We start from the raw sequence: 15,210 nt of genomic DNA on the forward strand, positions 1-15,210 counted from the left end.
AATGTATGTATGTACAAAGTGCGGAGTTCAGTTTGAAGATGGTGTACAATTTTGTCAAAACTGCGGGATGAAGAGGGGAAGCCCTGTAGTAAAGAAGAACATGAGCAGTGGTACAAAAGTTGGCATTACACTGTTAGCACTATTTGTTATAGCGATTATTGGATTGTATTTGTACGGATCATCGTATTATACGCAGGTGGCACAAGTAGACCGGATGATTACGATTTTACAAGAGCGGGACGGAGAGAAATTAGCTGAGATCGTTATGGCAGATGATCCATCGGTTATGATAACGAGAGAGAGTTTAACGCCTCTATTTTCATATATAAAAGAAAATCCATCTTACGTAAATGAATTAAAAGGATATTTGAGACAAGGTGAAAAACAACGGGACGGAATAGAAAGAGCTGATTTTTCATTAACGAAAGACGGAAAGTATTTCTTTATATTTGATCGGTATAAATTAAAAGCGAAGACGTACTATACAACTTTGCTTACAAATGAAAAAGGCGTATCGTTAAAAATGAACGGAAAAGAAATTGATAAGACAGATGACAAAAAGTTTGAGAAGCAATATGGGCCATTTCTTCCGGGAAATCAAGTGTTTCAATCAGAATATAAAAATGACTATGTAAAACTATCTCGTGAGGAAAAGGTTGTACTTATGAAACAAAGCCAAAATAACGTAACGATAGATTTAACGTTGCAAGGTCAATATATTACAGTTCAAACGAACGCGCCTGGTGCAACATTGTACGTAAATCAAAAACCGGTTACAGCGCTCGCAGGAGAAGCAATTACATGGGGGCCTGTAGCGACTGATGGAAGCGCGAAAATTTATTTAGAACGAAATGGAGAAAATGGACGGGAAACGACAAAATTAGAGACGGTAACGGCACTTTCGTCTTATAATCTTCCATTCCAAACGAAAAGTGCAGAAAAAACAGTTGTTTATAATGTTACTCCAACGCCCGCGACTGGGTATGTATATAATGGTTTCATCTTTCCTGATAGTGATATTCGAAAATTAACGAGCACAGATTTAACCTATTTATCGAAAGAACAGTTGAAAATTGCTAGAAATGAAATATATGCAAGGCATGGACATATTTTTCAAACGAAAGATATGCAAGCGTATTTTGCAAAACAGTCTTGGTATAGAGAAAATCCTTATTTTAAAGGAAAGTTAACAGATATCGAAACTTATAATATTGAACTAATCAAATCAAGAGAATAGAGCGCGTGAAAAAGGTACAGTGCATAACTGTACCTTTTTTATGGTTTTTTATCTGAACCAGGATCCCTTGAGAAAAAGATATGAAAGAGGAATGTGACTTTACTTGCTCCTCCTGATGTACTTGCTTGCACGTCAGATAATGCGTTAGATGTTAAAACACCTTCAGAATGAGGGGGTACGACTATTTTGAGAGTATCATCTAATTCTGATGATGCAGTAACTGTTATTGTATCATCAGATAAGTTTAAAATTTTTACAGTACCGATTGGTAAGATGGACTTGCCAGCGTGTGATGCGGAAGCAAAGCGAGAGCCTTTCCAAATCGTTTGTGGAAAAGTTTCATCATTAGATAACCAAGCACGAGCACTATAAATGGTTGCGTTAATAGAAAATTCTTGATCAAGCGGCAAGGCGGGTTTTGGTTCTTTCGGTTCCTCTGGAAACTGAGCGAGAAGACCAGCGCACATGTATATTTCACCTACTTTCAATTGGTTACTGTTATAGCATATTAAACATGTTGTTTATAAGACACGACAGTTACCTATTCATACATAAGTTTGTGCACCAAATTTGAAGATGAAATTCTCTTTCTTTACAATGGAAGTAGGTGTTATTTCTATAAAATATGGAAAACGTAAAGAGTATGTAAAAAAGAAGGAGTGGTAAAGTGAACTATGTCATTATTGGCGGAGATGCAGCTGGTATGAGTGCAGCTATGCAAATTGTTAGAAACGATGAAAGTGCAAATGTTGTAACTTTAGAAAAAGGTGAAATTTATTCATACGCTCAGTGTGGATTACCGTATGTCATTAGTGGTGCTATCGCTTCAACTGAAAAGTTAATCGCGCGCAACGTAAAGACGTTTCGTGAGAAATATGGAATTGATGCGAAAGTGCGTCATGAAGTAACGAAAGTAGATACGGAAAAGAAAATGGTGTACGCAGAGCATACGAAGACGAAGGATGTCTTTGAATTTCCATATGATCGATTATTAATTGCGACTGGAGTGCGTCCTGTTATGCCAGAATGGGAAGGACGGGAATTACAAGGCGTTCATCTTTTAAAAACAATTCCTGATGCTGAGCGCATATTAAAAACGTTAGAAACGAATAAAGTTGAAGATGTAACGATTATTGGCGGTGGTGCAATCGGACTAGAGATGGCAGAAACATTCGTCGAACTTGGTAAGAAAGTAAGAATGATTGAGCGAAATGATCATATCGGTACGATTTATGATGCAGATATGGCTGAATATATACATAAAGAAGCAGATAAACACAATATTGAAATTTTAACGAATGAAAATGTAAAAGCATTTAAAGGAAATGAACGAGTAGAAGCAATCGAAACGGATAAAGGTACGTATAAAGCAGATCTTGTTTTAGTGTCGGTTGGAGTGAAGCCAAATACTGATTTTCTTGAAGGGACAAATATACGTAAGAATCATAAAGGAGCAATCGAAGTAAATGCATATATGCAAACGAATGTGCAAGACGTATATGCAGCCGGTGATTGCGCAACACATTACCACGTTATAAAGGAAATTCATGATCATATCCCGCTCGGAACGACAGCCAATAAGCAAGGGCGACTTGCTGGACTGAATATGCTGGATAAACGAAGAGCTTTTAAAGGTACGTTAGGCACAGGCATTATTAAATTTATGGATTTGACGCTCGCAAGAACAGGGTTAAATGAAAAAGAAGCAAAAGGGCTACACATTCCGTATAAAACGGTCAAAGTAGATTCTACAAATATGGCGGGCTATTATCCAAATGCAAAACCACTTTACTTGAAATTACTATATCGCTCCGATACGAAACAATTATTGGGCGGGCAAGTAATTGGAGAAGAAGGCGTAGATAAACGTATTGATGTGATCGCGATGGCACTTTTCAATAAAATGAGCATTCATGATTTAGAAGATGTCGATTTAAGTTATGCACCACCATATAACAGCGTTTGGGATCCAATTCAGCAAGCGGCAAGGAGAGCAGAATAGCACTTTTTAAAGTGCTATTTTTTTGTTAAAGGGGAATTATCATTTTTGTCGAATGAAGAGGATCGGGAAATAGTTACATATGTGGAAGGGGAGTTTTTTATGATTGTAGCACTTCAAAAAGTTCAAGAATCAGAAAAAGAAATATTACGTAATTTGTATGCATTATATCTTCATGACCTTTCTAAGTTCACTATGAATATAACTATCGGAGCGAACGGTTTTTTTGAATACGAAGATTTACACATGTTTTGGAAACATGACGGAATCACTCCGTATTTTATAAAGATTGATCATAGTATTGTAGGGTTCTTATTACTACTGGAACGTCCGTTTTTGAAGAAGGAAAATGATTTTGGTATTAATGATATTTTCATATTGAATCAATATAAAGGAAAAGGAATCGGTAAACAAGTTGTTGAGAATTTACTAGAAGAGAAACGAGGACAATATTTCGTTATCGAACTTCTAAAAAATGTACCAGCAGTTTCGTTTTGGAAGAAAGTATATAAAGAACTGAACATTGAATTTGATGAGAGAGAGCAGCTAATTGATGCTGAAGAATGCCTCGTTCAAACGTTTAAAATATAATGAAATTGGTGCTCCTTTTATATTACTTTGAAATTTAACTTTATCCCGCTATTTGCGGACAGTAAGACCCCTACCTCAAAATCCAGTGAAAGCAAAGAATTTAGGTGGGGGATCAAGAAAAACCCCACTGATTAAAGTTTCACTTTATTTTGAATATACCGTTCCCCCTTGAAAACATATTACTAATCGCTTATATTTTCATATAGTATTTATTTTTTAAACGAAGCAATGAACGAACCAGGGGGCGCAGTATGGCAATTAATATGAAAACAATCGAAGAATGGATTGTTGAATCAAATGCAAGACATGAAGAAGACTTTGGACACGTTGTAGAAGAAATGAAAGAAGTATGTGTCGGACTTGATAACGCGACATTAATTTATACGAAAAATGTATTTTGTTTCGGTAAAAAAGTAGAAGTATTTTTCTTCTTCCAAGACCATGTCGTGATTGGACAAGAAAAAGACGAATATATTGAGATTGAAAAATTAAAGTATGATGACATTATAAATAATAATTTAAAAACAAATGACAAAAATACAACGTTAGAATTAAAGTTTGCTAACGGACAATCTATTAATTTAGATAGTTTAAATGATAACTACGGTACGAAAAATTGGTTATTTGCTAGACAAATTAAGAGTATTTTTAAGTTAATTTAGTAAAAAGCAGGCCCATAAAGGTCTGCTTTTTTACTTATTTCCTATTACACAAAGGCACCCTTTTTCTTCATAACATTGCACTTTTGTAAATCCTGTCTTATAAAATAGGTTTATTAATTCTTCATTTGTTTTAAATTTCTCCATATGGTATTGAATTTTGAAAGTTTCAGCCACTAATAAAAAGGAGCCGTCTGGTTTTAAGACGCGAAATACTTCTTTTATATCTTGTTCAATATCAGGCCAAAAATAATGAGTTTGAAAGGCGGTAATGAGATCGAAGAAGTTCGTATGATGTGGAATAGAAGAAACGCTTGCTTGTTGAACAATTCCTTTTTGTTTTTGAACATCTTTTGCATTTGTCTGTATAGAATTTTTCACAGCTTGATCGGAGTAATCAATCCCATATATTCCCCCAAGTGGAGTTCGTTTTGAAAGAGTGTGTATGGTTTTGCCTCCACCACAGCCGATGTCTAATACGACTGCATCTGTCTTTATATGTACTTTCTGTAATGCCCAATTTATTAATCTCGTATGTGCAGCGTTCATAATACAAAGCATGGAGGAACCAATTGTTCCGCTAGGCTTTTTTGCTTGCTGAATTAATCGTTGTAAAATGCTCAAGTCAAACTCTCCTTTTATGTAAGAATATATACTCATTTCGCTTTTTATAAATTAAATCCTTTAAAAAAGCACGCCGATAGACGGCGTGCTTTTAATTATGCAAAGCCCCTTTTAACCAATTCCGCGCCCGATATGCCCCAACTGGAACTTGAATAAGAGACGTTTCATTCCCAGCATCAATTCCGTACAATTGATCACATGAATTTGTATCAAAACTTAGTAACGGATGCCCGCCCATCCCCATAGCAGTTGCAGCAAAAACGAGTTTATGAACGAGTATACCAGCTTCCATTTGATGAATACGGTATCCTCTATAGCCTAATGCACGTGTATAGTAATCTTTCTTTCCAACTACATGTAGGCAAAGTGGTACTTGAAAAAGGTTTACGTTATCCATCGTCATACTAGACTGAAGGGGATAACGAAGGTCTCCATAACGAATGGGTTGTATGGAATGTGTTTTACTGTTATAAGCGTAAGCCCCGTTTTTAATATTTTTCACGTTATAAAAACATCCATATAAGGAGACGCGTGCATTTTCATTTATATACTTGCCATCAAGGTCGTTGTAATAGAGGAAGGAGAGGCTCGCTTCTTGTAGTAAAGTAGCGAGCTCGGCTGCATCCCATTTCGTTAAAATAAAGTCCGCATCAGGAGAATATCGTTTTTTACAAAGTTGTAGGAAATCATACGATAACCGTTCTACTGTCGGTAGTTGTACAGCGTGAACATTATATTGATGAGATTCTTCATGAGTAAATGTTTGGAATTGTTCTGTCGATTCAATCATAGAAGCTTCGTTCACCTTTTTTATCATAGGATATTCATCCACATGTTTGGAACGAATGAAATGTTCATGTGCTAAAGGCGGAATTTGCTGCAGTAATTCATGAGAAGTAACAGTTTTATGTTTACGATAATCATCGTGAAACCAATTTGTATTTTGTTCTGTACTTAAAGGAATAACGGCATACACACTTTCTTCGCCTTCAGACAATCCAAGTAAATGATTCATTGCCCGGTCTAAAAATTGAAAATATACGCCATTTGTGTAGCCGAACTGTTTTGCACATTCTAGTAATTGTCCAATGAGGACCCCGCTATCTAATCCTTGAAGACGATATGAAAAATTATTGTATTTAAAAAAATTTTTCCAAAACATAGTAGATATAAATGCAGCCCCGAAACAATCATGTATGTTACAGCGATTACCGAGTGCGTCTGCCAAATAAGAATCGAAATTTCCTTCGCGAAGTAAAATAAGCCGGTGATGCGCGGCGTCATAATGGTAAATACCGTCTGGATAATCATCAATCTTTAAATAGATATACAATTCATTCGGATATAAAGCGCCGCCTGAAGGAATAAATCTTCGTAATACATTTCTCTCGCTATTTAGCTGACATAATTGTGTTAAACCAAATGAATACCAAAGGTAGTGACCAATATCATCTAAAGTAGGTGTAGTAGAAGAGTTCGGTAAAGATAATGGGATTTCTAAGGAGAGTGGGATGGTAGGTACATTTCGATATAATTTATAGGGGAGCGGTGCGTCTTTCCAGTCCACCTCATGATTCGGCATAATTTCATCAATAGAGAAATGGAGATGATGTAAAAAAGTATCTAGCTGCATGAAATCCCTCCTTTACTATGGAAACGGATGCGGATGTGGATTTAACCTTTCATTCGTTAAAGGTTCGTTTGTATATCCAAGTGTCATTGGTACGGTATATATCCGGTCCAGTCCTGTAACCCGAGTAAGATGGTGACCGAACGTCATCGGTAGCATTCCTGGAATAATGACTTTTACACAGTGTAGTCCGTTCTTTTCTATAAGGGGAACAGTTTGATCTACAACGATTACTTCAAGGTCAGATTGATGCAAACGATTTAAAAGTTGGTGGAGATCGGAAGTTAAATCCATATCAAATGATTGTGATACATTCATTTCTTGGAACGTTTGCACCGGTGCATCTTCTCGTAAAAGGAAGTGAAGACGTTCTTCCGTTTCTTTCAATCCATACAGCATACTATGGTCTTCCATTTTATTAACGAAATAAGGATCTTGTAAGCATTTTTCATAGTATTCTCTTTTGTGCTCGAGCTCATCGTCTGTTATAAGTAACATGCCTGCTATTTCTTGAATGGCGCTTTTTAAAGCTCGAATAGGATCTAAATGAGCGCCTCCCGCACAAACAACGTTCATCCCATTTTCACGCGTATTTTTTGCAATTACCCATAAGCTCGGGATGCCGTGTTCCATCGTCGCGTTAAAAGCGTGTAATTCATACCCGGTAATCGTACGTAACCGCTGGATCATTAATTGTAATTCCGTATCATTTGCTGAACTAAGATCAAGGCGGGGAAGAGGTAATTCGGCATACCAAGTGAGTAAGAAGGCATCACGCTCTACAAGTTCTAAAATACCGTGAAAAATTGCTTCTTCTAAACTACCACCAATTGCACATCCATTTGATGTTTCATACACGAAAGCATCTCGATGACCGAGGCTGTAATAAGCAATTGATTCAGGAACTAAAAGCGGTCTGTTTTGTGATAAAGAATATCCCCATACCCAGTTTTGCTCATAATCAGGATCAAACGGCTTAAATGGAAAACTATCGCGATTGTAATGTTCATTGGTATGTACACCGAGTGTGAGGGGATTCAGTGCATGTTCCTCTAAATCATGAAAACTACCATGCACATTTGTCTTTTTCCCACGAGGCGACATACCGCAATATCGTTCTAAACCTTCTAAAATAGCAGTTGCTTCACTCACTGCAAATGAATGAGTTCGTCCCGCAACACCTTCATTTCCGAACATTAATGGCATGTTTATAATGACATCAGCAAATGGTAATAAAGAATGCTGCATTTTGCCGTTTAACATACCGACCCGATAATCTAAATAGTCTCTCGTTAAAAATGTGTTTAACTCATGAATGGAACGACAGCGATACGTTTCAGTACTTACTTTTAAGCTCGGTTGTAAAGAAAGTTCCGCCGCATCCGCAGTATCATCAGGTAAATTACTACATATAGGACAGAGAGGATCTGGAAGAAAAGAATGCCGCGTACATTGTAATGTTTGTAAGTTGAGTAAAATAAGTTCATTTTCTAAAGAAGAATGGTTATGAGTTAATATTTTCTCTGTTTCTACGCGAATAAGATGGCACATTTGTAACATTCCATTTTGGGTGGCGCGTACATCACGCCTCGTTACATTGTCGGCTTTAAAGGCGTATTTCCGCTGTAGTTCCCACATTTCTTGTTGATCAAAGCCAGCGATAAATCGGCGTCCATCAGAACAATGAGAACAGCCAGATGAAAGAGGATGAATGTAAGGACCGATAATACCTTCGCCAAATGAAGTGAAACCGCGAAGCCACGGAATATGATTTGAGCGAAAAATAAGTTCAGCATCATGATGAATAGTAGAAGGAGATCCGTCATGTAATACGAGAGCGAGGTGAATATTTTCAGGGAGTTCTTCTGTAATGGTATGTTGGCGAATGATGGAATATTGTTCGCATAATTGATCATGTACATAGTCTGCAAGTAGGCCATCTCCTATAAGCAATATATTTCGAGTCATAGACCATCCTCCTTTGCAATTAATACCCCATACACACCGTCTAAGTTTTCTTTCAAAAATGGTTCGATTGCTAAATCAAACACGAAAGGATAAAAATTATGTTCTTCTAAATGCTGTAAGGCAAGCTGTAAAGATTGCACATTTGGAATTTCTTCTTCTGGTTGTATTTCTACTCTAAAAGAATCAGTGTCATATAAAATAATAGATGAGTCATACAAAATATTAGCTCTGTAAGGAATCTCTTCATTTTGAATGTGAAAGAGTGCCAGTTGTAGTGCGTTTCGTAACGCTAACGTCATATTTATATTAGATGCACCGTACCATCTATCATTTATACCAATCCAAACGACAGGAAAACTAAGAATCTCTTCACTCATTGCTATTGTAGGTGTTTCATGGATTGTAGAGAGAGCATCGTAATAAAATCTACAATGCTTATCGTGAATGTCAGTTAAATCAATTGTTGTAAGTTCTTCTAGCGTATGTGACTGCCGTTCATACAGTTTATTGTTTAAATGTTGTTGTAGTGCGCGGTAAAAACCTTCTGTCATCGTTTCTCCAGCACCGATACCGATATCGTTATGTTCAGGAATAAGGCGGTGAATGATTTCTGCTACATATGTTTCAATTCCTGTTAAACCAGCTTCTCGGCGTGCCTCATTATGGGTCAATCCACTGCAAGTCATAAGAGGCAGGAGGGGAGCTGGGCCATCTGATAGTGGATTGGCTACTTGAATATAGCATTGTGATAACGGTAATTGATATGAATCTTGTTCATCCCATACATGGAATATACCGGCTTCTTTAGAAGTTAATGAATCGAAAAATTGGAATACATCAGTTGAAGTATGTTGGTTAGACCGATGCTCAAGTTTTTCAGAAAGATTCTCTATCGTATCAATTGTAAAACTTTCATCAGTTGCAAGAGGGTGTTTTATAAAAGGATGCCACGTTCCTTCGAGTGTTTCATAGTTTAATAAAAAGAATTGTGATCCTTTTTCCCGATGTGAATCATCCGCGACATGCTTAAATAATTCAAAAACGATTACATTTGCTAACATTGCAGATGTAATGGGTGAGAAGGAATCAGATGAATTTTCATTTTGCAAAGTCGTTTCATGTAGACGATGCCATGCAGATTCCCAGCATTCATCACGATTTTCCGTTACGACAGGTCCAGCTATACCGAGTGTTGATAAACAAATAGCTGGTATGAAATTCTTTTTCGCTTCTCTACAAATAGTGTGAACTGTCTTTAAACCGTCAATGTCTCCATTTTGAGAAACATATAAAATCCAATCAAAAGGTTCGAATACTTCATGCAAAGGACGGTCAATTGTAGTATCGATTTCTTGAAGGAGTACAGTGTTATCAACTTCATATGCACGTTCTATTAGCTCATGTATTCTGTCATAGTTTGTTTCATCCCGATCTGTAACGAGGTAATGAAATGTAGGTAAACCAGATTCTAATAAAGAAGAAACTAAGGAAGTAAGCATATCCCCAGAACCAAGTACAAGGACATTTGCCCCACGGTACGTTTCGAATTTTAAAGCACCCGAATGAGAATCAGCTTCTAAAAATTCAATTTGTGAAGCATATCTGTCGAGTAATGTACTGTTTAATTCATGAGGTTCATCTTGATTTGTATCGCGAACGAAACCATTTTCATATAAAATCTCTCCAATTTCAAATACGCGATTTTGATAGGGGAGAGGGAGACCATCGGTTATTTCTGCTAAAGAATAATTCCCGTTAAACATTGGCATTAGTTTTTCAATCCAGTCATAAATTCTAGCACCGTCCATGCGAAATGAACTGGCGTTATTTCGAAAATAGACACCCCCGTTTGAGTCGGGGAGGAAGAAAGTATCCTTATTTACTTTAAGTTTTGCATGAATTGGAAGGTTATTCATTTTAATCCTCCTTACGTTTAGGCATACATTATTACTTTATGTCATGAAATTTGTCCCGTATGAACAAAATAAAAAAAGGCTGTAGAATGATTCATTCTACAGCCTTTAATAGGTTAAAAATCTATCAACCTTCTAATAATAATGATTTTGGATCTTCAAGCATATCTTTAACAGCAACAAGGAAGCTAACTGCTTCTTTACCATCAACAATACGGTGATCGTAAGATAGTGCAAGGTACATCATCGGACGGTTTTCCATACGTTCTGCATCAATTGCAACTGGGCGTACTTGAATTTTATGCATTCCTAAAATACCTACTTGTGGGCTATTTAGGATTGGTGTTGACATTAGAGAACCGAATACACCACCGTTTGTAATTGTAAATGTACCACCTTGTAGTTCTTTTAATGAAAGTTTGTTATCGCGTGCTTTCATACCTAAATTACGAATTTCACTTTCGATTTCAGCGAAGTTTAATTGGTTAGCATCGCGTACAACTGGAACAACTAATCCATCTGGAGCTGCTACTGCAATACCGATATCATAGAATTTTTTAATGATAAGCTCGTCACCTTGAATTTCAGCATTTAATAATGGGAATTGTTTTAATGCTGCAACAACTGCTTTTGTGAAGAATGACATGAAGCCAAGACGTACATCATGTTTTTTCTCGAAAGCATCTTTGCGTTCTTTACGTAATTCCATGATCGCACTCATATCAACTTCGTTAAATGTTGTTAACATTGCAGATGTTTGTTGAACTTCTACAAGACGTTTTGCAATTGTTTGACGGCGGCGGGACATTTTCACACGCTCAACTGGTTTTTCGAATTCAGTTTTTGCAACTGGAGCAGGAGCTGGACTCTTTGGAGCAGCTGGTGCTTCTTTTGGTGCTGCAGCATGAGCTTGTACATCATGTGGTCTCACGCGTCCAAGTGGATCTGTGCTACGTACGTCGTTTAAGTCGATTCCTAATTCACGAGCCATTTTTCTAGCAGCTGGTGATGCAATAGGACGGTTCGTATTTGGTAAGCCTTGTAGACCCGTAGTTTGTTCAGCATTTGGAGCTGCAGCTTTCGGTGCTTCAGCTGTTTCTTGTTTTGGTTGCTCAGCAGCTGGAGCAGGTGTACTTACTGCAACTGGTGCTCCATTAGCATCTAAAATTGCGATAGTTGCGCCAACTTCAACTGTATCCCCAGGTTCGCCTAGTAACTTCGATACAATACCTGAATCTTCTGCAATGATTTCTACATTGACTTTATCAGTTTCAAGCTCAACAACGCTGCCACCTTTCTCAACTTTGTCGCCTACGTTGATAAGCCATTGTGAAATAGTTCCTTCGGTAATAGATTCTGCAAGCTCAGGTACTTTAATTTCGATCATTTTAAATGTCCTCCCCTTATTTGCCTAACGGTGTGTTTTTTCTTCTTTTGTCTTCGGTAATCTCCATTTGTTAGCCTGACCCTGGGCAGAATATCTGCCCGGGATCAAGCTAGAAACCGTCATTGTTACTTTTTAATTGCTGAAAACTTCAATTTCTAGTTTATCTTGACGGAAGTTATACTTCACATCTAAAGCGTGTGCAACAATTAGTTCTTGCTCAGCTTTGTGAGCGAATGGATCGCCGCCAGATGGGCTAGAGCGATCTGGGCGTCCAATGTAACCCGTTTTCACTTTATCTCCAGCTAGTTCGAACAGAATTGGAGCCATGTAATGCCATGCGCCCATATTACGAGGTTCTTCTTGAACCCAAATAATTTCTTCTAAGTTTTTAAAGCGTTTAATAATAGATTGAACTTTCTCAGCAGGGAATGGGTACAACTGCTCAATGCGAACGACATGAACCTCATCTAAGTTGTACTCATGTTTACCAGACTCAATTTCTGCTGCTAAGTCAATCGCCATTTTACCTGTACTTAAAACAAGACGTTTTACTTTGTTTGGTTTTGTGCCAAGGTTTTCTTGTTCTAAAGCAGGTTGGAAACGTCCTTCGCTTAACTGACTAGCAGTTGAAAGCGTAAGTGGGTGACGTAATAAACTCTTTGGCGTCATTAGTACTAATGGTCGAACAGCTTCGGTTCCTAAGATAGATGCTTGACGACGTAAAATATGGAAGTATTGTGCCGCGCTCGTTAAGTTTGCAACTGTCCAGTTGTTCTCAGCAGCTAACTGTAAGAAACGTTCAGGACGTGCACTAGAGTGCTCTGGTCCTTGACCTTCATAACCGTGTGGTAATAGAAGAACTAAACCAGATTTTTGACCCCATTTTGCTCTTCCAGCTGAAACATATTGATCAAATAATGCTTGCGCAGTATTTGAGAAGTCACCATATTGCGCTTCCCACATAACAAGAGTTTCTGGAGCGAATACGTTATAACCATACTCGTAACCAACAACAGCAGCTTCTGATAACGGACTGTTATGAACAGAGAAGGATGCATTAATGTTTGGTAAGCGGTGTAATGGTGAATATGTTTCATTTGTATCAGTATCGTGTAATACGATATGACGGTGCGCGAATGTACCACGCTGTGAATCTTGACCAGTTAAGCGAATTGGCGTACCTTCTTGTAAAATAGAAGCAAATGCTAATGACTCAGCAAGTGCCCATTCAATTTTACCGTTCTCTTCAAGAGCATCTTTACGGCGCTCAAGAATTTTCTTCACTTTCGGATATACGTTAAAGCCTTCTGGCCAAGATAATAGACCTTCATTAATTGCACGAAGTGAGTCAAGCTCAACACCAGTATCAATTGGCTGAATACCTTTTGCAACAACATCTGGCACTTTAACGTGAATTGTTGCATCGCTCGTATCAGCTGGTGGTACTTGTGCATAGTCAGATTTTAATTGCTCTTGTGTAAACTGTGTAATTGTTTCAATTTCATCTGCATTTAGAACACCAGCAGCTTGTAATTGATCTGCATAAATTGCTCTTACAGTTGGGTGATTTTTAATCTTTTTGTACACTTGTGGTTGTGTAACTGCTGGGTCATCCATTTCGTTATGACCATAGCGACGGTAACCAATTAAATCGATTAAGAAATCTTTTTTGAACAACATGCGATATTGAATCGCAAGGTTTGCAGCAGCAAGACAAGCTTCTGGATCATCAGCGTTCACGTGAACAATCGGAATATCGAAACCTTTTGCAAGGTCACTTGAATATTTTGTAGAACGAGAATCATAGCTGTCAGTTGTAAAACCAACTGCATTGTTTGCGATAACATGAATCGTTCCGCCTGTTTGGTACGCATTCAATCTGCTTAAGTTCAACGTTTCAGATACAATACCTTGACCAGGGAATGCAGCATCACCATGAACTAAAATTACGAATGATTTTGAAGTATCTTGTTCTGGAAGACCAGATTTTTTACGATTCTCTTGAGCTGCACGTGCGAAACCTTCTACTACAGGATTCACGAACTCAAGATGACTCGGGTTATTTGCTAAAGTAACGCGAGTGCTAACTTCTTCATTACTAACGACTTGTTCTCTACCTAAGTGGTATTTCACGTCGCCAGTCCAGCCAGCATTGGCTACTGCGCCTTCTATTTTTGCATGTTTGAATTCAGCAAACATGTGAGTATATGGTTTTTCTAATACGTGAGCAAGTACGCTTAGGCGACCGCGGTGAGCCATACCAATCATGACATCCTCTACGCCGTTCTTAGCACCTTCTAGAACAATTTCATCTAAAACAGGTACAAGCATATCAACGCCCTCGATAGAGAAACGTTTTTGCCCAACGAATGTTTTATGCAAGAATTGCTCGAAACCTTCAACAGCTGTTAAACGTTTTAAAAGAGCAGTTCGTTTTTTATTTGATAGTGGTTGACGCAATGAATTTGATTCCACCATTTGATGCAACCACGCGCGTTCTTCACTATCTTGTATATGAGAAAATTCATAAGCTAAAGATTTTGTATAAACGTCTTTTAATCTATGAATTACATCAAGTGCAGTGTGAATACCTTCTGGTGCATCTTGCCATACTGTTTTCGCTGGAATCGCTTTCAAGTCTGCATCGCTCAGTTCGTTCATTGCTTTCTCAAGAAGAGATTGTCCGTTTGCAGCATCTTCCATCGGGTTGATGTGAGCCAACGTATGCCCGAAAGAACGAATCTGTTCAACAAGTTGAACGACCTTAAGAATTTTTTCAATGTTACCTGTGTTTTGAGGAGAAAAATGTGTTGCTGTGTTGTCCCCTGTTACGACATCATCTTGAAACGAAGGAGCTCCAAAAATTTCAAAAAGCTCTTGTAATTCCGGATCAACAGAACCTGCTCCAGTTACGTAAAGATCATACTGTTCAATAACATAACCAAGGTTCGGACCGTGGAACTTGGCCCAAGGGTTTGTCGTTGTATTCTTCCTCGTCATTTGTTTAAACCTCCCAATGCATATAATCCTTTTTCCATACAAAGGTGCATTTTGCTCTTTTTCAATAAGTAATGAATCAATAATCAATGTAAATGTTTTCTTTACTCTTATGTTATTACAATAATTTACATAATACCAAACACTATTACTTATCTGTTTTGTAAAAAAACATTCACAATAACTTATCACCCAAGTTAATCTT

The 15,210-nt window shown here is 37.7% G+C and carries 11 protein-coding genes; 4 read left to right on the forward strand and 7 right to left on the reverse strand.

Going from position 1 to position 15,210, the window contains the following annotated elements; all coding sequences use genetic code 11:
* Window position 1: 1 nt before the first annotated feature.
* Window positions 2–1,237 (forward strand): TcaA 3rd/4th domain-containing protein, encoded by a 1,236-nt coding sequence (locus ACQRBL_RS06035; protein WP_411995815.1) that lies wholly within the window; start codon window positions 2–4, stop codon window positions 1,235–1,237.
* A gap of 38 nt (window positions 1,238–1,275) precedes the next feature.
* Here ACQRBL_RS06035 and ACQRBL_RS06040 read toward each other — a convergent pair whose 3' ends face one another.
* Entirely contained in the window at window positions 1,276–1,704 is a 429-nt protein-coding gene (locus tag ACQRBL_RS06040) for a hypothetical protein (RefSeq protein WP_411995814.1), read from the reverse strand.
* 200 nt (window positions 1,705–1,904) lie between these two features.
* Here ACQRBL_RS06040 and ACQRBL_RS06045 point away from each other — a divergent pair, with 200 nt between their 5' ends.
* From ACQRBL_RS06045 to ACQRBL_RS06055, 3 genes are all read left to right on the forward strand, one after another.
* Window positions 1,905–3,239: a CoA-disulfide reductase gene (locus ACQRBL_RS06045; protein WP_097920389.1), complete on the forward strand. Its 1,335-nt coding sequence runs from the start codon at window positions 1,905–1,907 to the stop codon at window positions 3,237–3,239.
* A 99-nt stretch (window positions 3,240–3,338) separates the two neighbouring features.
* Entirely contained in the window at window positions 3,339–3,827 is a 489-nt protein-coding gene (locus tag ACQRBL_RS06050; RefSeq protein WP_023521444.1) for a GNAT family N-acetyltransferase, read from the forward strand.
* A gap of 251 nt (window positions 3,828–4,078) precedes the next feature.
* Window positions 4,079–4,489 (forward strand): DUF3908 family protein, encoded by a 411-nt coding sequence (locus ACQRBL_RS06055; protein WP_097920390.1) that lies wholly within the window; start codon window positions 4,079–4,081, stop codon window positions 4,487–4,489.
* A gap of 30 nt (window positions 4,490–4,519) precedes the next feature.
* On the opposite strand, the gene ACQRBL_RS06060 is transcribed toward ACQRBL_RS06055, so the two are convergent.
* The 6 genes from ACQRBL_RS06060 to odhA form a co-directional block, all read right to left on the reverse strand.
* Window positions 4,520–5,110, reverse strand: coding sequence for a class I SAM-dependent methyltransferase (locus ACQRBL_RS06060; RefSeq protein WP_411995813.1), 591 nt, complete (start codon window positions 5,108–5,110; stop codon window positions 4,520–4,522).
* A 91-nt stretch (window positions 5,111–5,201) separates the two neighbouring features.
* On the reverse strand, window positions 5,202–6,743 hold the full coding sequence (locus ACQRBL_RS06065) for a SagB family peptide dehydrogenase (RefSeq protein ID WP_097920392.1): 1,542 nt from the start codon (window positions 6,741–6,743) through the stop codon (window positions 5,202–5,204).
* A gap of 15 nt (window positions 6,744–6,758) precedes the next feature.
* On the reverse strand, window positions 6,759–8,708 hold the full coding sequence (locus ACQRBL_RS06070; protein WP_097920393.1) for a TOMM precursor leader peptide-binding protein: 1,950 nt from the start codon (window positions 8,706–8,708) through the stop codon (window positions 6,759–6,761).
* A complete protein-coding gene (locus tag ACQRBL_RS06075) occupies window positions 8,705–10,624 on the reverse strand; it encodes a putative thiazole-containing bacteriocin maturation protein (RefSeq protein ID WP_411995812.1) in 1,920 nt (639 codons plus the stop codon). Before ACQRBL_RS06075 ends, ACQRBL_RS06070 begins: the two co-directional genes overlap by 4 nt.
* 124 nt (window positions 10,625–10,748) lie before the next feature.
* Window positions 10,749–12,008, reverse strand: coding sequence for a 2-oxoglutarate dehydrogenase complex dihydrolipoyllysine-residue succinyltransferase (odhB, locus tag ACQRBL_RS06080; RefSeq protein ID WP_000569892.1), 1,260 nt, complete (start codon window positions 12,006–12,008; stop codon window positions 10,749–10,751).
* 132 nt (window positions 12,009–12,140) lie between these two features.
* On the reverse strand, window positions 12,141–15,008 hold the full coding sequence (gene odhA / locus ACQRBL_RS06085; RefSeq protein WP_071730672.1) for a 2-oxoglutarate dehydrogenase E1 component: 2,868 nt from the start codon (window positions 15,006–15,008) through the stop codon (window positions 12,141–12,143).
* Window positions 15,009–15,210: the final 202 nt, after the last annotated feature.

This window comes from Bacillus sp. AF62, assembly GCF_050312695.1.
In the GTDB taxonomy this organism is placed as follows: domain Bacteria; phylum Bacillota; class Bacilli; order Bacillales; family Bacillaceae_G; genus Bacillus_A; species Bacillus_A cereus.